This window comes from Streptomyces sp. YPW6, from assembly GCF_018866325.1.
Taxonomy (GTDB): Bacteria; Actinomycetota; Actinomycetes; order Streptomycetales; family Streptomycetaceae; genus Streptomyces.
The window spans coordinates 4,111,175-4,128,858 of sequence record NZ_CP076457.1 but is presented as its reverse complement, the minus strand read 5'-3'; the positions used below and the strand labels follow the sequence as shown (position 1 = coordinate 4,128,858).

The 17,684-nt window shown below is 73.6% G+C and carries 18 protein-coding genes and 1 pseudogene; 8 read left to right on the top strand and 11 right to left on the bottom strand.

What is annotated here, in order from left to right:
• Positions 1-162: 162 nt before the first annotated feature.
• The 4 genes from KME66_RS18280 to KME66_RS18265 form a co-directional block, all read right to left on the bottom strand.
• Positions 163-852 (bottom strand): DUF2993 domain-containing protein, encoded by a 690-nt coding sequence (locus tag KME66_RS18280; protein ID WP_216323807.1) that lies wholly within the window; start codon positions 850-852, stop codon positions 163-165.
• A 232-nt stretch (positions 853-1,084) separates the two neighbouring features.
• On the bottom strand, positions 1,085-2,650 hold the full coding sequence (locus KME66_RS18275) for a hypothetical protein (RefSeq protein WP_216323803.1): 1,566 nt from the start codon (positions 2,648-2,650) through the stop codon (positions 1,085-1,087).
• A gap of 10 nt (positions 2,651-2,660) precedes the next feature.
• Positions 2,661-2,915, bottom strand: coding sequence for a MoaD/ThiS family protein (locus KME66_RS18270; RefSeq protein ID WP_030808526.1), 255 nt, complete (start codon positions 2,913-2,915; stop codon positions 2,661-2,663).
• A 62-nt stretch (positions 2,916-2,977) separates the two neighbouring features.
• Positions 2,978-3,928, bottom strand: a complete 951-nt coding sequence (locus tag KME66_RS18265; protein ID WP_253208391.1) for an alpha/beta hydrolase — start codon at positions 3,926-3,928, stop codon at positions 2,978-2,980.
• A 269-nt stretch (positions 3,929-4,197) separates the two neighbouring features.
• Here KME66_RS18265 and KME66_RS18260 point away from each other — a divergent pair, with 269 nt between their 5' ends.
• From KME66_RS18260 to KME66_RS18240, 5 genes are all read left to right on the top strand, one after another.
• On the top strand, positions 4,198-5,016 hold the full coding sequence (locus KME66_RS18260) for a response regulator transcription factor (protein WP_073226184.1): 819 nt from the start codon (positions 4,198-4,200) through the stop codon (positions 5,014-5,016).
• 24 nt (positions 5,017-5,040) lie between these two features.
• Positions 5,041-6,081 (top strand): LacI family DNA-binding transcriptional regulator, encoded by a 1,041-nt coding sequence (locus KME66_RS18255; RefSeq protein WP_073226187.1) that lies wholly within the window; start codon positions 5,041-5,043, stop codon positions 6,079-6,081.
• A gap of 389 nt (positions 6,082-6,470) precedes the next feature.
• Positions 6,471-7,580 (top strand): trypsin-like peptidase domain-containing protein, encoded by a 1,110-nt coding sequence (locus tag KME66_RS18250; RefSeq protein ID WP_216323798.1) that lies wholly within the window; start codon positions 6,471-6,473, stop codon positions 7,578-7,580.
• A 90-nt stretch (positions 7,581-7,670) separates the two neighbouring features.
• On the top strand, positions 7,671-8,411 hold the full coding sequence (locus KME66_RS18245; protein ID WP_216323795.1) for a response regulator transcription factor: 741 nt from the start codon (positions 7,671-7,673) through the stop codon (positions 8,409-8,411).
• An 86-nt stretch (positions 8,412-8,497) separates the two neighbouring features.
• The gene (locus KME66_RS18240) at positions 8,498-9,913 is read left to right on the top strand and encodes a HAMP domain-containing sensor histidine kinase (RefSeq protein WP_216329442.1); all 1,416 of its coding nucleotides are present in this window, start codon (positions 8,498-8,500) and stop codon (positions 9,911-9,913) included.
• Positions 9,914-9,998: 85 nt separating this feature from the next.
• On the opposite strand, the gene KME66_RS18235 is transcribed toward KME66_RS18240, so the two are convergent.
• The 3 genes from KME66_RS18235 to KME66_RS18225 all read right to left on the bottom strand — a co-directional run bounded on the left by KME66_RS18235 (position 9,999) and on the right by KME66_RS18225 (position 12,066).
• Positions 9,999-10,541, bottom strand: a complete 543-nt coding sequence (locus KME66_RS18235) for a PIN domain-containing protein (protein ID WP_216323791.1) — start codon at positions 10,539-10,541, stop codon at positions 9,999-10,001.
• A 32-nt stretch (positions 10,542-10,573) separates the two neighbouring features.
• A complete protein-coding gene (locus KME66_RS18230) occupies positions 10,574-11,020 on the bottom strand; it encodes a helix-turn-helix domain-containing protein (RefSeq protein ID WP_065482751.1) in 447 nt (148 codons plus the stop codon).
• A 116-nt stretch (positions 11,021-11,136) separates the two neighbouring features.
• Positions 11,137-12,066: a phosphatidylinositol-specific phospholipase C gene (locus tag KME66_RS18225; RefSeq protein ID WP_216323789.1), complete on the bottom strand. Its 930-nt coding sequence runs from the start codon at positions 12,064-12,066 to the stop codon at positions 11,137-11,139.
• Between the two features lie 247 nt (positions 12,067-12,313).
• On the opposite strand from KME66_RS18225, the gene KME66_RS18220 reads away from it, so the two are divergent.
• On the top strand, positions 12,314-12,622 hold the full coding sequence (locus tag KME66_RS18220; RefSeq protein ID WP_216329823.1) for a hypothetical protein: 309 nt from the start codon (positions 12,314-12,316) through the stop codon (positions 12,620-12,622).
• Positions 12,623-12,635: 13 nt separating this feature from the next.
• Here the strand turns inward: KME66_RS18220 and KME66_RS18215 are convergent, their stop codons facing one another.
• Together KME66_RS18215 and KME66_RS18210 are read right to left on the bottom strand one after the other, a co-directional pair.
• The gene (locus tag KME66_RS18215; RefSeq protein ID WP_216323786.1) at positions 12,636-13,277 is read right to left on the bottom strand and encodes a maleylpyruvate isomerase family mycothiol-dependent enzyme; all 642 of its coding nucleotides are present in this window, start codon (positions 13,275-13,277) and stop codon (positions 12,636-12,638) included.
• A gap of 587 nt (positions 13,278-13,864) precedes the next feature.
• Positions 13,865-14,251 carry a cupin domain-containing protein gene (locus KME66_RS18210; protein ID WP_216323782.1) on the bottom strand — a complete coding sequence of 129 codons (387 nt, stop codon included), beginning with the start codon at positions 14,249-14,251 and terminating at the stop codon, positions 13,865-13,867.
• Positions 14,252-14,322: 71 nt separating this feature from the next.
• Here KME66_RS18210 and KME66_RS18205 point away from each other — a divergent pair, with 71 nt between their 5' ends.
• Complete coding sequence (locus KME66_RS18205) at positions 14,323-15,345, top strand: GlxA family transcriptional regulator (protein ID WP_216323779.1); 1,023 nt, start codon at positions 14,323-14,325, stop codon at positions 15,343-15,345.
• 314 nt (positions 15,346-15,659) lie between these two features.
• Positions 15,660-16,985 carry an LAETG motif-containing sortase-dependent surface protein gene (locus tag KME66_RS18200; protein ID WP_216323776.1) on the top strand — a complete coding sequence of 442 codons (1,326 nt, stop codon included), beginning with the start codon at positions 15,660-15,662 and terminating at the stop codon, positions 16,983-16,985.
• 97 nt (positions 16,986-17,082) lie between these two features.
• Here KME66_RS18200 and KME66_RS33990 read toward each other — a convergent pair.
• Both KME66_RS33990 and KME66_RS18195 read right to left on the bottom strand, forming a co-directional pair.
• Positions 17,083-17,268: pseudogene (locus KME66_RS33990) on the bottom strand (protease); the annotation flags it as partial.
• The gene (locus KME66_RS18195; RefSeq protein WP_236726476.1) at positions 17,241-17,462 is read right to left on the bottom strand and encodes a hypothetical protein; all 222 of its coding nucleotides are present in this window, start codon (positions 17,460-17,462) and stop codon (positions 17,241-17,243) included. The pseudogene KME66_RS33990 and the gene KME66_RS18195, both read right to left, overlap by 28 nt.
• Between the last annotated feature and the right edge of the window lie 222 nt (positions 17,463-17,684).

The window sequence follows — 17,684 nt, the reverse complement described above, 5'->3', positions numbered from 1 at the left end:
CTCCCTGGGACCTTCCCCGCATCTGCGGACCGGACACGGGTGTCTCACCATCCGGATCGGCCGGTTGGATCGGCCGATCCGGCCGACTGCCCGACCACCGCTCCGTCCGGCTGACGACCCGGCGGCCCGACCCGCTGACGACCCGGCCGGCCGATCGGCTCGTCAGCCGGTCAGGGAGACGTCCGAGCCGGTCACCGAGATCTCCAGGCCCTTCTCGGTCACCTCGACCTGCTGGAGCTCCAGGCCCCGGGGCAGCCCGTCGATGTCGCCCTCGAAGTCGGTCCTGCTGCGGACGAGCTCCTCGACGCCGGGGATGCCCGAACCCGGCACCTCGTCCGCGCGCACCTTGATCGTGTGGCCGTCGACGCGGGTCACGGTGGACAGGACGCTGCGCGAGATGGGCCGGCCGAGGACCTCGACCGTGCCGGTGACCTTCGCCTTGCCCTTGCCGCCGTACTCCACGGCGACGCCGTCGCTGGCCGCCGCCGTGAGGTCCTCGTAGGTGACGAGCGCGGTGCCGGTGGCGCGGGCGGCGGTCGCGCTGCGGTAGCCGGAGCCGAGCTTCACGTCGTACAGCCGGGCCCGGACCTCGCTGACCCGGATCGCGCGGCCCGCCGCGCTGGTCTGCATGCCGGTGAGGCTGACGTCGACCTGGTCCAGCTGTGATCCGGCGAGCTGGGTGAGGAAGGGGAAGCCCTTGATCGAGATCTCCGTCGTGGCGGGGCCGCCCCCGCTGATCGTCACCCGGTCCTCGGCCTCGGACTCGGCGTACCAGAGGGCCGCGCGGTCGACGGCGATGAAGAGGCCGCCGAGCACCACCACCAGGACCAGCAGTATTCGCAGTGCGCGCATGTCTCGATTCCCCACCCTGAGCCGATCGGTCCCCCTGGCGCCCGTGAGCCCACTGCGGCAGGAGTGGACGCCCCGGATGATCGACGAGCGACGGCCCCCCGGTGGTTCCCGGGGGGCCGTCGGCGGCCGTGCGGACCACGGGCCGGCGCGAGCCGGCCAGCCGGCGGTCCGGCCGTGCCGAGCGGGGGCCGCGCAAGCCGGTGGGCCGGCCGTGCGGAGCAGCGGTCGGCGGTCAGAGGAGGGCGCGGCCGACCAGGTGGACGGCCGGGGCCGCCAGGGTCAGCGGCAGCGCCACCCCGGCGGTCATGTGGACGAACCGGGACGGGTAGTCGTAGCTCGCCACGCGCAGCCCGATGAGCGCGCAGCCGCCCGCCGCGAGACCGAGCAGCGCGCCCTGCGCGCCGAGGTCCGTCAGCGCGCCCGCCACCGCGCCCACGCCCGCACCCGCGAGCAGGGCAACCGCGAGGGAGGCCGCACCGGGCAGCGGAAGAGCACGGACGAGCGTGGCCGCCGCGACGGCTGCCCCGCCGACGACCACCGCGTCCGGGGCCGCCGCGAGGTGCCCGCCCGCGAGCACCGCGAGGGACGCGGAGACGACGGTGGCCATCAGGCCGTACATCCGCTCGTCGGCTCCCGCGTGGCTGCGGAGCTGGAGGACCACGGTGAGCAGCACCCAGACGCCCAGGGTGCCCAGCAGCGCGGCGGGGCCGTGCTCCCGGCCCGCCGCGAGCAGGGCGACATCGGCGACCACGCCCCCGGCGAAGGCGAGCGCGATGCCCTGACGGGCGGGCCACATGCCGTTGAGGCGGAACCAGCCGGCGGCCGTCACCGCCTGGAGGAGCACCACCGGGACGAGCAGGCCGTACGTTCCGATCGCCGCGCCGCCCGCCAGCAGCAGGCCGAGCGCGGCGGTGAGCGCCGCGGGCTGGATGCCCGGCGCGATGATCGGCGAGCGCCCCTCGGCGCGGGCCCGCTGGGCGTCGGTGATCCGGGCGTTGCCCAGCGTCGTGGGCGCGCTGTAGCCGGTGTCACCCGGGCCCGGCCCCGCAGTGGCGGGCGCGGTGACCGGCTCGGACACGGCGGCGGCCGGAGCGGGAGCGGAAGCGGCCGGCGGGACGGAAGTGACCGGGACTTCGGGCGGCAGCGGGTAGGAGCCCGAGGCCCCCTGCGGCGGCAGGTAGGCGGTGTCGGCGGCCGAGGAGGGGGACGCCTGCTGCGGCTGCTGCCCCTGGTACTGCTGGTGCCTCTGGTGCCCCTGGTGCCCCTGTTCCCCCTGGTGCTGCTGGTGCTGCTGGTGCTGCTGCCCCTGGTACTGCTGTTCTCCTTGGTGCTGCTGCCCTTGGTGCTGCTGGTGCTGGTGCTGCTGCTGGTGCTGGTACGGAGGGTCCGGCTGGGGCTGAGGCGTCCCGTACGGATCGGGCGCGGGCTGCTGCTGTACGTACGACGGGGACTGCCCGTACGACGGAGGCTGCTGCTGTGCGTACGGCTGCTGCCGTGCGTACGGATCCGGCTGCTGCTGCTGCCCGTACGACGCGGGCTGCGGCTCACCGTGGCCGTGGCCCTGCCCGTACCCCTGTGTCTGCCCCGGGTCCCCCTCCGGCCGGATCGCCGGCTGGTACTGGGTGTCCCAGGTCGGCGCCTGCCACGTCTGCGTGCCGCCCTGGTCGAAGGCGGCCGGGTCCTGGGGCGGGGCGCCGACGGGGTGCCCGGCCGTCCCGTCGGGCCAGTGCGGCGGCGCGGGCCGCTGCGGGTGCTCGGGGTCGTGCGGATACGGGTACTGCTGATCGCTGCTGCTCATGGCCTGCGGTTCACCCTCCTGCGAACGGCGGGAGCACCTCGACCGTGCCGCCCTCGGCAAGGCGTACGGTCTCATGCTCGCGGGTCCCCACGGGGTCCCCGTCGATGAGGAACGAGCACCGCCGGAGCACCTGGCTCAGCTCGCCGGGGTGCCGCTCGCGCACCGCGTCCAGCGCCTCGGCGAGGGTCGCCGCCGCGTACGGCTCCTCCGCGGTGCCCGCGGCGGCCTTCGCCGCGGCCCAGTAGCGGATCGTGCCCGCTGCCATGGCGCCACTCCTTCGGTCGGTCGGTTCGTCGGACGCCTCGTGCGTCAGCTCTCCATGATGGGTCACGCGGGCGGCGTGTCCGTCGCCCAGTCGGCGATGCGGGCCAGGAGGGCGTCGCCGGCCGCGTTCTCCGCGTGGCCCATCCCCCGCTCCACCCACAGCTCAGCGCCGCCGGGTCCGGCCGCCTCCGCCAGCATCCTCGGGTGGTCCAGCGGGAAGTACGGGTCCCGGTCGCCGTGCACGAGCAGCAGCGGGGCCGGGGCGATGAGCGGGACCGAGGCGACCGGGGAGAGCGGGACGGGGTCCCAGTCCTCGGTCGCGATACGGGTACGGAATCCGCAACGGCCGACGAGGCGGCCCGAGGGGCGGGTGACCACCCAGTGCAGCCGGCGCATCGGGGCCGTCCCCCGGTAGTACCAACGGGCGGGCGCACTGACGGAGACCACAGCGTCCGAGTGCGCCCCCGTGCCTCTTGTGCGCCCCTCGCGCTCCGGGACGCGGCCGGGGGCGTCCCCGATCCCGGATTCCGGCCCTCCGGCGACGGCCTGAGCCGTATACAGAGCGCCGTGCCGCAGCACCACCGAGCCGCCCATCGAGAACCCGACCGTCACCACGCGGGTGTGCCCGAGCCGCCGCGCCCAGGCGACCGCCGCCGCCAGGTCCAGCACCTCGCGGTCGCCCACCGTGGAGCGCCCGCCGGACCGCCCGTGCCCCCGGAACGAGAACGTGATCACGGCCGCACGCTGCGCGAACACCCGCGCGGCACGGCGCACGGCGGGCCGGTCGGCCGACCCGGTGAACCCGTGCGCGACGACGATCACGGGGGTCGCCGCCGGGGGCGCGGGAAGGCCTCCGGCCGCCTCGCCGCCCGGGGCTCCGGAGCCCGCCGTACACGGTTCGTACACCGCTTCGACCGGCACGCCGTCATCCGTCAGCAATGTGGCGAATCGTGGAGGTGGCGTGAGCAAGGGAACAGAGGAAGCCCGGAATCGACCCTCGGACACGGAACTCATGTGGGCTATTCTGCTGCGAAGAGGATCCGGGCAGTGCAGCCCCCGGGTCCTTTTGTGCTTTACGGGCGTTGTTACGACGACGTTTCCACAAGCTCAGCGGTCCCCGGGGCGCGGGACCGCACGCAACACCCGCTTGACGTACGAAGCAGTGCCGCATACTCCCCCGGGTCCGGCCCGGGAGTGCCCCTCTCGCAGGGAACGAGGAGGACCGACGTAATGGGCGAGCGAACCGTGCAACACGATCGACCGAACCAGGCAGGTGGGCGGCGATGAGTTCTCTGCTGCTCCTCACGAACGCACTCCAGCCGTCGACGGAGGTGCTCCCCGCTCTGGGGCTGCTGCTCCACAGCGTGCGGGTGGCGCCCGCCGAGGGCCCGGCCCTCGTGGACACCCCGGGCGCCGACGTGATCCTCGTCGACGGGCGGCGCGACCTTCCGCAGGTCCGCTCGCTCTGCCAGCTGCTGCGGTCCACGGGCCCCGGCTGCCCGCTGATCCTCGTCGTCACCGAGGGCGGTCTCGCGGCCGTCACCGCCGACTGGGGCGTGGACGACGTCCTGCTGGACACGGCGGGACCGGCGGAGGTCGAGGCGCGGCTGCGCCTGGCCATGGGCCGCCAGCAGATCACCTCGGACGACTCCCCGATGGAGATCCGCAACGGCGACCTCTCGGTCGACGAGGCGACGTACAGCGCGAAGCTCAAGGGCCGGGTCCTGGACCTGACCTTCAAGGAATTCGAACTGCTGAAGTACCTCGCCCAGCACCCGGGCCGGGTGTTCACCCGCGCCCAGCTCCTCCAGGAGGTCTGGGGGTACGACTACTTCGGCGGTACGCGGACGGTCGACGTCCACGTGCGGAGGCTGCGCGCCAAGCTCGGCCCCGAGCACGAGTCGCTGATCGGAACCGTCCGCAACGTCGGCTACCGCTTCGTCGTGCCGGAGAAGGTGGAGCGCGCGGCGGAGGAGGCGAAGGAGCGGGCGGGCGGACGGCCGAAGGCGGACGGCGCCGGCGCCCGGGACGTCGCCCGGTCGGAGCAGTCCTCTTCGGCCACGGCGGAGGAGGAAGCCCCGGTCCGGGCTGCCAAGGGATAGGTCCATCCGCGTAGACTGCCGCGCGTGGCCAAGGTGACGCGGGACGATGTGGCGAGACTGGCGGGGACGTCGACCGCGGTCGTCAGCTACGTCATCAACAACGGACCCCGGCCGGTCGCCCCGGCCACGCGCGAGCGGGTGCTCGCCGCGATCAAGCAGCTGGGCTACCGGCCCGACCGGGTCGCCCAGGCCATGGCCTCGCGCCGCACGGACCTCATAGGCATGATCGTGCCGGACGCCCGGCAGCCGTTCTTCGCGGAGATGGCGCACGCGGTCGAACAGGCCGCCGCCGAGCGCGGGAAGATGGTGCTCGTCGGCAACTCCGACTACCGCGACGAGCGCGAGGTCCACTATCTGCGGGCCTTCCTCGGCATGCGGGTCTCCGGGCTGATCCTGGTCAGCCAGGGCCCCAGCGAGCGCGCCGCGGCCGAGATCGAGGCCTGGGACGCCCGGGTCGTCCTGCTGCACGAGCGCCCCGAGGCGATCGACGACGTCGCCGTCGTCACCGACGACGTGGGCGGCGCCCAGCTCGCCACCCGGCATCTGCTGGAGCACGGCCATCCGTACGTGGCCTGCCTCGGCGGTACGGAGGAGACCCCGTCGGTCGGCGACCCGGTCGCCGACCACGTCGAGGGCTGGCGGCGGGCGATGCAGGAGTCGGGCCGCTCCACGGAGGGCCGGCTGTTTCAGGCCCCGTACAACCGCTACGACGCCTATCAGGTCGCCCTCGGCCTGCTGTCCGGCCCCGACCGGCCGCCGGCGATCTTCTGCGCCACGGACGACCAGGCCTTCGGTGTGCTGCGGGCCGCCCGTGAGCTGCGCATCGACGTGCCGGGCGGGCTGGCGGTGGCCGGCTTCGACGACGTGAAGGAGGCGGGCCTCACGGACCCGCCGCTGACCACGGTGTACTCCGACCGCCCGGCGATGGCGCGGGCGGCCGTGGACCTGGTGCTGGACGACGCGCTGCGGGTCTCGGGATCGCGGCGGGAGCGGCTGAAGCAGTTCCCCTCGGCGCTGGTGGTCCGGCGCTCGTGCGGCTGCGGGGAACCCTCCGCGTCCGCCTGACCGCCCACCGCCCCGGCCCGCTCGACACCGTCTCCGGCCCGCTCGACACCCTCTCCGGCCCGGCCGCCTCCGAACCGGCTCCGCACGCCCCGGCGCATCCGGCCCGTCCAGCCCCCGTCCGGCCCGCGCTCCGGACCGCTCCGGCCCGCCCGCCTCCAACCCGCTCAGCACGCCCTCCGGCACGCTCGGCACCGCCTCCGAGCCGCCTCCGCCCGCCCCGGCCCGCTCGACACCGCCCCGGCCCGCTCGACACCCTCTCCGGCCCGGCCGCCTCCGAACCGGCTCGCGCACGCCCGCCTCCGGCCCTGCGCCTTTACAGCGGGCATACGCGGTTCTTCCGGGCTTCTCAGGACGCACTCAGGCCGCTCTCATCTTCGCCGATCAGCCTGATGGACATGACGGAGAACCTTCGCCCGAGCGGCGCGCACTCGACGGACCAGGACCCGACCTCGTACCCGTACACCTCCCCGTCGTACCCGCACTACGGAACGGCGCACAGCGGAACGGCTCACGACGGCACCGCGCACACCGGCACCGCGTACACCGGTGCCGCCGGGGGCTACCCTCCGCCGCCCCCGTACGCCCCCACCACCGGCAGGCGCAAGGCGAAGCGGCCGGTGGCCCTGCTGGCGGCGGTGGCGATCGCGGCGGGGGTGATCGGCGGCGGCACCGCCACCCTCGTCGGGCAGCTGAACGGCCAGAACACCGCCGCCACCGGATCGGGCGGCGCGGTCAACGGCACCAGCGTCTCGCAGAGCAGCAAGGGCACCGTGGCGGGCGTCGCGGAGGCCGTGTCGCCCGCGATCGTGGAGATCGGCGCGGCCTCCTCGGCGGGCAGGTCCACCGGATCGGGTGTGGTGATCACCGAGGACGGCGAGATCGTCACCAACAACCACGTGATCTCCGGCGCGCAGGAGATCCAGGTCACCCTCTCCACTGGCAAGACGTACACCGCCGACGTCGTGGGCACCGACCCCGACAAGGACCTGGCGCTCATCAAGCTCCGGGGCGCGAGCGGGCTGAAGACGGCGACGCTGGGCGACTCCTCGAAGGTCAAGGTCGGCGAGGAGGTCGTGGCGATCGGTTCGCCCGAGGGCCTGACCGGCACCGTCACCAGCGGGATCGTCTCCGCGCTCGACCGGGACGTCACGGTCGCCAAGGACGACTCGGGCAGTTCGGGGCAGGATCAGGGGCGGCAGGGCGGCGGCCGGGAGTGGCCGTTCGAGTTCGGCGGGCAGCAGTTCAACGGCGACACGGGCGAGGAGACCACCACGTACAAGGCGCTCCAGACCGACGCCTCGCTCAACCCCGGCAACTCCGGCGGCGCGCTGATCAACATGAACGGGGAGATCATCGGCATCAACTCCGCGATGTACGCTCCCAGTTCCTCGGCGGCGGGCAGCGGCTCCTCGGCGGGCAGCGTGGGGCTCGGCTTCGCGATCCCGGTGAACACGCTCAAGGCCGACCTGGACACCCTGCGCGCGGGGAACGGCTCCTGATCCCGCGCGGCGCCCCCGCCGTGCAAGGCTGAGAGCGCGCCCGCGCAGGGCGGCCGGACCCGGTCGACACGAGATGAGGACGAGACAGCGATGAGCCCCGCCGAAGACGATCCCCAGCGCATCCTGATCGTCGACGACGAGCCGGCCGTGCGCGAGGCGCTGCGGCGCAGCCTCGCCTTCGAGGGGTACGGGACCGAGGTCGCGGTCGACGGGTACGACGCCCTGGCGACGGCCGAGGCGTACGCCCCCGACCTCATCGTCCTGGACATCCAGATGCCCCGGATGGACGGGCTCACCGCCGCCCGCCGCATCCGCGCCACCGGCTCCACCACTCCCATCCTCATGCTCACCGCCCGCGACACCGTCGGGGACCGGGTCACCGGTCTCGACGCGGGGGCGGACGACTACCTGGTCAAGCCGTTCGAGCTGGACGAGCTGTTCGCCCGGATCCGCGCCCTGCTGCGCCGCAGCTCGTACGCGTCGGCAGCGGCGGCGGGCGCCGAGGCCCCCGACGACGACATCCTGTCCTTCGCGGACCTGCGGATGGACCTGGCCACCCGCGAGGTCACCCGGGGCGAGCGGCGGGTGGAGCTGACCCGCACCGAGTTCACGCTGCTGGAGATGTTCCTGTCGCACCCGCGCCAGGTGCTGACCCGGGAGCAGATCCTCAAGTCCGTCTGGGGCTTCGACTTCGAGCCGAGCTCCAACTCCCTGGACGTGTACGTGATGTACCTGCGCCGCAAGACGGAGGCGGGCGGCGAGCCGCGCCTCGTCCACACCGTGCGCGGGGTGGGCTACGCGCTGCGTACGGGCGGGAGCGGAGAGGCGTGAGCGGGCCGGCGCCCGTCGCGGGCGGGCGGGAGCAGGCCGGCGCCGGCGGGTCGACGGCCGTCGCGGGCGGGCGGGGCCGGAACCCGCTGCGCCGGTTCCGGGCGCTGCCCCTGCGCTCGCGGCTGGCGCTGCTGGTGGCCACGGCGGTCGCGGTGGCGGTCGCGGCGGTGGCTGCGGCGTGCTGGTTCGTGACCCGGGAGCAGCTGGAGGACCAGCTCGACGACTCGCTGCGCAACGCGAAGATGGACAACGCGCCGATGCGCGATCTGCTGACCTCGTGCCTGAGCGGCGGGCAGCTGCCCGCCCAGGAGTTCCCCGGCCAGTACACCGTGCAGATCGTCGCGGCGAACGGCGACTACTGCACCGCCCCGAACACCACGCCCGTCCCCGCCCAGCCCAGCGACGTCGCCGTGGCCGCGGGGCGGAGGACCGACGCGCTGCACACGACGGAGAACGACGCCGGGAGGGAGATGCGGGTCTACACCCGCAAGCTGCCGCCGGTGGTCAGCTCCGGCCAGGCCAACAACGAGCTCGCCGTGTCGGTGGCCCGCCCGCTCAGCGAGATCGACGCGCCGCTGTCCACGCTCGCCTGGGTGCTGGCCCTCGTCGGCGGCATCGGCGTCGTCGGCGCGGGCGCGGCCGGGCTGTGGGTGGCGCGGGCGGGGCTGCGCCCGGTGGACGAACTCACCGAGGCGGTCGAGCACGTGGCGCGCACGGAGGACCTGACCGTGCGCATCCCGGTCGACGGCGAGGACGAGATCGCCCGGCTGTCGAACTCCTTCAACTCGATGGCCGCCCGGCTGGCCTCCTCCCGCGACCGCCAGTCGCAGCTGATCGCGGACGCGGGCCACGAGCTGCGCACCCCGCTGACCTCGCTGCGGACGAACGTGGAGCTGCTGGCCCGCAGCGACGAGACGGGCCGGGTGATCCCGCCGGAGGACCGCAGGGCCCTGATGTCCTCGGTCAAGGCGCAGATGACGGAGCTGGCCGCGCTGATCGGCGACCTCCAGGAGCTGGCCCGCCCGGACGCGGCCGGGCCGGGCCCGCTCCAGGTGGTGGCGCTGCACGAGATCACCCGCACCGCCCTGCGCCGCGCCCGCCTGCGCGGCCCGGAGCTGACGATCACGGAGGACCTGGCCCCCTGGTACGTACGGGGGGAGCCGGCTGCGCTGGAGCGGGCGATCGTCAACGTCCTGGACAACGCGGTGAAGTTCAGCCCGCCGCGCGCCACGATCGACGTGCGGCTGCACCGGGGCGAGCTGACCGTACGGGACCGGGGCCCCGGCGTCTCCGCCGAGGAACTCCCCCACGTCTTCGAGCGCTTCTGGCGCTCCCCGACCGCCCGCCAGCTCCCCGGCTCGGGCCTGGGCCTGTCCATCGTGGCCCGTACGGTGCACCAGGCGGGCGGCACGATCGGCCTGCGCCCGGCCCCGGACGGGGGGCCCGGCACGGTGGCGGCGCTGACGCTGCCGGGGGCGCCTACGCCGCCGCCGGAGATGTGAGGGGCCGAAGACCGCGGGCTCACCCCGTCGGGTTGTGCCGGATCAGCGACTCGACGAGCCCGGACCGGCGGGGCGGCCCGGGCTCTCAGGGACGGCGGCGGAACTCGGCAGCGAACTGGGGCGCTCCGCCGACGCTGATCCGGTCGAGCAGGCCATGCAGATCGCGGGGCTCACGCCGGTAGCTGTTCACCTGCGCACGCAGGACGATGCCGACCTCGACGGGAGCAAGGTCGAGCATGTCCAGCAGGAACTCGTCGGGGTGCAGCACCTCGATCCCGTACGGATCAGCCGCCGCCGGGGGAAAGTCCCGCAGGTTCAGCGTGACGACAGCATGGGCGTGCCCACCGATCGCCGCTGCCAGGACATGCCGGTCCTTGGGGTCGTTCGTCATGGCGGGTATGAGCGCCGCGTAACCGGAAACCAGGCTCTCGGGGAACGCACCCGCCATGACATCGACGAGTCCCTTCGCCCTCTGATCCCCGATCCGCTCAGCGACATTCCTGGTCGGCTCGTCCAGGATGTCGGCCGACCAGAGCGGCTCGTAGAGCTCGGCCTCGGCGAGCCGGAGCAGAGTGTCCCTGAGGTAGTTCGGGTACAGGACACAGGTGTCCAGGAGGACGCGCTGCACATCGCTCCAGTCAGCTCGGTGGATTCGGGCGGTCAGTCGCCATAGAGGCCGGACTCCTCGGTCAGTCCGGCCAGCTCGTCCAGCCCTCGGCGACGTTGTGTGCGCCGCTTCTCCTTGTAGTCCAGGACATCTGCCAGGAGGACCCTGCGGTGCCGTCCCGGACGGTTGAACGGCAGGCCCCCCTCGTCCAGGATCTTGACGAAGGTCGGTCTGCTGACGCCGAGCAGGTCTGCGGCCTCTTGCGTCGTCAGCGTGGTGTTCACAGGCGCGACGGTCACCGCCTTGCCTTCCGCCAGGGCGCGCACCACGACCATGAGCGCCTCGTAGACCTCCGGGGGGAGGCTGTGCGTCGCGCCGTCGGGGCCCCGGAGCAGAGCAGGCTCGGCAGCCGCCGGCGTCCGGTCGAGGAAGGCTCGGAGTTCGGCGACTTCCTCACGGTGCTCAGGCAGAAGCGTGCGGTCTTCCGCAGTGCTGTGCATAGCTCTGTCTCCTTTGAGAGTGAACCCAGCATCGCAGAATTCGAAAGAAACGCAAGCCGCCGGCCGGGGATGAAGGGCCCCGGGCCGACAGCCCCCGGCTCTCCACCCCCGCGGGATCACCCCGTCGGGTTGTGCCGGATCAGCGACTCGACGAGCCCGGACCGCTGGTTCGGGTAGTCCATCGGGACGATGCCGAGCCCCGTCCACCCGGCGGTCTCCGCGCGCTCCAGGAAGGAGTGCACCTGCGGGTTGAGCCGGTCGGCGTTCCAGCGGGGCGGCATCAGGGCGGCGGTGGAGACGTAGTTCATGTAGAAGGCGCCGAGCTGCGCGGCCGCCTTGCGGAACTGGGCTTCGATCTTCGGGTACTTGGCGAACGGCTCGGCCATGTAGTCGTCCTGGATGTCGAAGAGCGCCGGGTCCGCGTACCGCACCCCGGGCAGCCCGCCGTTGTCCGCGAGCAGCACCACCCTGCCGCGGGCCCCGCCGAGGTCGGGGAGGGTGGAGTCGAGGCGGAACAGGGAACGCCAGCCCCGCCGGTCCAGGTAGTCGTCGAAGACCGCCCGGAACGCGGTGTCGCTCTCGGAGGAGTACTCCTGCTTGACCCGCATCAGCACGGTCTCGGTCGGGCGCGCGGCGAGGAAGTCCCGGCAGGCGATGAGGACATCGCCGAACATCATGCGCTGGAACGACGCGCCGTGGTGGATCGCGAACGAGCCGTCGATGAGTCGGCACCGTACGTCGAGGAAGCGGATGCCACTGGTCAACTGCTGGGCGATCGTGGTGTTCTGGCACTCCGACCAGGGTCCTCCGAACCGGGCCCCCGAGTCGTGCGTCCCCGGGATCGTCAGCCGCCGCAGCGCGGTGCCGTCGGGCAGGGCGGCCATCCAGTCCTGCGTCCCCCGGACCGCCCGCGCCTGCTTCCGGGTGGCGGCGACGGCGGGTGCCGTGCCCACGACCGCGGTGGCGGACACGGCGAGGGCACCGGCCAGAAAGCCTCTGCGGGAGGGCCGGGACGGGGACGCGGGCATGCGCGCGGGAGTGGACATGCGGGGTGCCTCCAGGAGCCGTGGGGAGTGGCGGACGCCCGGTCGGACCGGGCCGTACCCGACCGGGCGGGAACGCCTTGATTCTGTCGGGTACACGTCATGCAGAGAAGAGGACGTACACCCTCCCGACCCGACGGCGCGTCGCGTCGCGTCGCGTCGCGTCAAGATGAACGGAATGCAGCGGAACGGGATATCCACTGCGCTGCGGACCAGAATGAGCGAAGTCGCATGAAATGAACTGCCAGGAATGGCGAAACGCCTTTACTCCGGGCCCACTTGCCCGGTCGGTTCGGCCGCCGGCGCCGCAGGGGAAAGGCCCTTCGGGCAGGCCCGATGCGCGCTGAACGGCCGCTTCGTCGCCATGGAGAACAACTACACGGGCCCGCTCCGGTACGCACTGCGCGCGCGGTCCCCGGAGGTCAGCGGATCCTGGGAGCAGTTCGAGCTCTTCGAGATCGGCGGCCGACCCCGCAGCGGCCGTAACGGCCGGGCCGCCGCGGACAGCGGCGCCTGCCCCTGCCCCTGCCCCTGCCCCTGCCCCTGCCCCGGACGGTGACGGCCGCCCGTTCTCAGCCGGCGGCCACCGCGAGCGCCCCGGCCCCCGGCCCCTCCAGATCGTCGAGCGCCACCCGTCGGCCGGACACGGCCAGGAGCAGGGACAGGGCGGGGCCCGCCGCCTCCGGTCCCTCCCCGATCGACAGGCCGGCGTCCGTCGCCGTCAGCCGGACGGACGCCACCGCCTCCTTCGCTCCGCCGAACGACGCCGGAGTCCGTACCTGGAGGCGCAGCGCCCGGACCACCGCCTCCTGCGGATAGGAACGGACCAGACCCACCGCCCGCCGGATGTCCTCGCCGTGCACGACCTCCTCGACCAGCCGGGTGTCGAGCGGGGCCGGAGGCGTCGTCGTGCGCGGCACCACCCGGCGCAGCCGCTCCAGCGTCTCGGCGGGCGACGCACCGCGCCGGAGATCCACCCCACGCGCGTTCTGCCGGTCGAAGTCGAACCGCGCCCGTACGAGCCCGGCGACGAAGCCGATACGGGTCGTGAGCGCGGTGTCCACGAGATGGGCGGCCACATCGTGCACGGTCCACCCCGCACAGAGCGACGGCGTCGCCCACCGGCCGTCCTCCAGCCCCGCGAGGTCGTCGACCAGCGCCGCACGCTCGGCATGCACCAGGTGCCAGATCCCGCGCTTCTCGTCTCTCTTCACGACTGCCTCCACCCGAACCCCGAATCGGTGACCACGTCTGCCGTAGGAGACTCCGGAGGCGGCCGGAACTCATCGCCGCCGCCCGCACACCCGTCACGCCCGCACCGGCCGCCGTCGGGCACGGGTGGCGGTCCGGCACCGGGCGACAGCGGCCCGCCGGAGGCGTGCGCGCGCACGCCTCCGGCGGGCTGCGGCGGATCACTCCCGGGGCCGGGGCGGGGGGCACGGGGACGACGGCCGGCGCCGCGACTGCGGTGCGTCCTGGGGCCTCGTGGGCGTCGCCGTCGGGACGCATGCTCCGGGCAGGTCCGGCGTGACGTACCGGGGCGGAAGGTCAGGGGTGAGCAGTTGGCGTGCGGTCATGGGTCCCACCTGCCGTACGAGGGGAGCCGGTCGGTCTCTCACCAGTGATTCGTAGCCGCACGGCAGACGGATGGGGCCCGCCCCGGCCGTCCGGTCCCCTGTTCCGGGCGGGCGGGGCGGGCCCCCGGCTCCGGCAACCGGCCCGGGGCTCAGGCACTCAGACACCTCAGGCACTTCAGGCACTTCAGACACACAGGCACTCAGGCGCTCAGGCGCTCAGGCGCTCAGGCGCTCAGCAGCGAGATGCCCAGCATCCGCGCCCCCGTCTCCGTACGGGGGCGGTGTTCGCTGCCCGGCGCGAACACGACGTACGCCCCCGTCCCATGGCGCTCGCCGCCGTCGATGACCTCGCCGCTCAGGACGAAGTACCGCTCCTCCGTGTCGTGTTCGTCGGTCTCGGGCCACTCCGTGCCCGGGGCGAAGTCGATCAGCCAGCCCCGGGCGTACGCCGTGCCGGGCAGCCGTCGGCGCCAGATGCCCGGGGCCACCTCGTGCGGCTCGACGTCGTCGACCTGCACGACGGTCTTCAGGGCGCTGGCCCTCCGAAGGTCCGCCCTCGGAGGGCCGGGCCTCGGGGTGTTCACCGCGTTCGTTCGCGTGTCCTCACTCATGGCTCCACCGTCGCCCGGGGCGATCCCCCGGGGCGAGTGTCCGTCCTGACATCCTCGGGTACTTTCCTGCCATGTCCACACCGCTGCCCGCATCCCGGCGCCACCACGTGGTGGCGCTCCTCAACGACCCGCAGACGCCGTTCGAACTCGCCTGCGCGGCCGAGGTGTTCGGCGTCCACCCGGAGGTGCCCGCGCGCTACGCCTTCGAGATCTGCGCGCGGCGGCCCGGCCCTCTGCCGACCACCACCGGGTATCCGCTGCTCGTCGAGAGCGGGCTCGACGCCCTGCGGAGGGCGGACACCGTCGTCGTACCGGGCTGGCAGCCGCCCGGCGGGCCGGTGCCGGACGACGTCCTCGACGCCCTGCGGGCGGCCCACCGGCGCGGGGCTCGTGTCGTGTCGATCTGCACGGGCGCCTTCGTCCTCGCCCGGGCCGGCCTGCTGGACGGGCGGCGCGCGACCACCCACTGGCGGCGGACCGGACAACTGGCCGCCGCCTTCCCCGAGGTGAGCGTCGCCGAGGACGTCCTGTACGTCGACCACGGCGATGTGGCGACCAGTGCGGGAAGCGGCGCGGGCATCGACCTCTGCCTCCACCTCGTACGGTCCGACCTGGGCTCCTCCTACGCCGCCCAAGTGGCCCGGAGCATGGTGCTGCCGCCGCACCGGGACGGCAGCCAGTTGCCGTACGCGCCCCCGCCCGCCGCCACGGGCCCGGGCACGCACACGGCCACGGGCGGGGGCGCGTCCCTGGCCCCCGTCCTGGAGTGGGCCCTGACCCGGCTGGCGGCAGACCTCTCCGTCGGCCGGCTGGCCGCGTACGCCGGTCTCTCCCCCCGCACCTTCGCCCGCCGCTTCGTCCGCCAGGTCGGCGTGAGCCCGGGTCAGTGGCTGCTCCAGCAGCGCATCGACGCGGCCCGGTCCCTGCTGGAGCGGACCGATCTGCCCGTCGAGACGGTCGCGGCGCGGGTGGGCCTGTCGTCGGCGGTCAACCTGCGGCGGCGGTTCCGTACCGCTGTGGGCACGACGCCCGGCGCGTACCGCCGCCTCTTCGGCGAGGCGGCAACGACGGCGAACGGCCCGGCGGGCCACTGAGCCGACCGCGCTCCCGTCGGCCCGTCGGGTGGCCCGCGGGGCGTCGCACGGCATCGCGCATGGCCTTCGTCACAGCGAAAACACAGAAAACGAGGGCAACTGCGCACTTTGGCGAAGTCTGTCCGCTCCGCGGGACGCCGGCCCGCCCCCGGGCTGCCGGATATTCACCCGGCATCGTCACGGAATCCCCTTACGATCGGCGCAGGCCGCCCGCGTGATCCACACCGCCGAGGCAGCCGTCTCTCTCGGTGCCCGCGCACTGACCGCCGGCCACCGCCGCTCCACCTCCTTCCGGAGCCGACCCAAGGGACCCTGTGAAGATTCGCCGCGTACTCGCCACCGCTGTCGCCCTCGCCGTGACCACCCCCGCCGCGCTGCTCTCCGTGAGCCCCGCGTACGCCGACGCCAAGCCGGCGGCGCAGACGCAGGACCGGCAGAGCAAGCAGACCGTCGAGGAACTGGAGAAGGCGGCCGCCGAGGCGCAGAAGGCGTACGACGAGGCCACCCGGGCGAAGGCCGCCGGGTACGCCGAGCTGGAGAAGACGCTCAAGGCTCTCGAGGACGGCGGCACCCACCCCCTCGCGGTGGCCTCCGCCGCCGCCCAGCAGGCCGCCAAGGACGCCGCCGCCGCGAAGACCGCCGCCGACCAGGCCGTCACCGACGCGAAGGCCGCCCTCGACGCCCTGTCCGAGACCGCCACGAAGGAGGAGAGGGCCGCGGCCGAGACCGCACTCTCCGAGGCCGAGGCGACCGCGGCGACGGCCGCCACCACCAAGACCGCCGCCGACACCGCCGCCACCGAGGCCAGGGACAAGGTCCACGACGCACGGATCGCGGCGCTCCGCGCCCAGAACGTGCTCGCCAAGGCGGCGGACGACGCGCTCGCCGTGAAGGTCGCGGCCGACGCAGCGCTGGCCAAGGCCATCAAGGAGGCCGAAGAGGGCGAGGAGGGCGGGGACTGCGAGCCCGAGCTCGACCTCACCTCCGAGGTGACCGGCCTGCCGGACAAGCTCGTCGCGGGGACGACCACCGACTTCTCCCTCCGGGTGACCAACGGTTCCGACCGGCACATGGACGAGGTCTTCGCATTCGCCTCGGTCCACGCGACCGACAGGACCGGCCTCAAGGACACGGGCAAGTTCTTCCGCCTCCAGTGGTCCACCAAGTCCGCCCCGAAGTGGCAGAACGTCGACGCGGACGACTACATCGACGGCGTGGGCGCGCTGAAGCCCGGCGCGCACGCCGATGTGAAGATGCGCCTCACCCTCGACAAGGCAACGCCGGCCGGCAACGGCGTCGCGTTCATCGCCGCCGACTTCTTCAACGAGGACGGCACCTGCGGCGGATCGCCCGACCTGGACATGTACGAGTTCGACGTCAAGGCCGCCGGCAGCAAGCCCGGTAAGACGGAGGACGCCAAGCCCTCCACGACCACGAAGCCCAGCACCGGCAACACCGGCACCACCCCGCAGGGCTCGTCCTCCGGCACCCCGGCGACCACCGGTAGCAACGGCAGCCTCGCCGCCACGGGTTCGTCCTCCGCCACCACGTCGATCGCTCTCGCGGGCGGTGCGGCCGTGCTGCTCGGCGCGGCGGCGGTCTTCGTCGTCCGCCGCCGGAAGACGGGCTCGGACGCCTGATCGCGAACACCGCACGAGGGCGGTGAGGGGGCGGGGTCCTGCGCGGGCCCCGCCCCCTCCCCCTTGGTCAGAAGGTGGGCTGCCGCTCTCATGGTTCTCAGGTCAGCCCCTCCTCTGCACCGCCGTGGTTCCGCAGGACGTTCACGGCCCGGTCGAACGCCGAGTCCTTCTTCCCGTCGAACTCGTCCTTCGTGAAGACCGGTTCGGTCAGGTGCGGCAGAAGGCCGGTCCCGTCGAAGGTCCGGCCCGAGTTCGTCAGGTACTCCTCGTTCGGCAGGAAGGCCGTTCGGCCGCCGGGTCCAGGTGGGCGGCCACGTCCCCGACCGTGTCCTCAGGACGCCGCCCGAAGGTCAGCTCCCACACCTTCTCCGGGTCCAGGCCCCGCGCCACCGACCACGCGTCCCAGACCCTGCGGTGCGCGCCCGCCGAGTCCAGCAGGACCCCGTCCACATCGAAGAGCACCGCGGAGATCTTCATACCCGCATGCTCGCAGAGGCCCGGCCCGGACCGGCACCGGGTCGCGTCGGCGCACGATCCGGGGCGGGCCACGAAAAGCCCGCGGAAGCCCCGAAAGACCCTGGGAAGCCCCGGGAAGCCCCCGGCCGGGTCGCGCGCGGGCGCGATCCGGGACGGCCCCACCGGGTCGTGCGCCGGCGCGACCCACGGCGGCGCGACGTCAACTACCCAAAGAACCAAAGA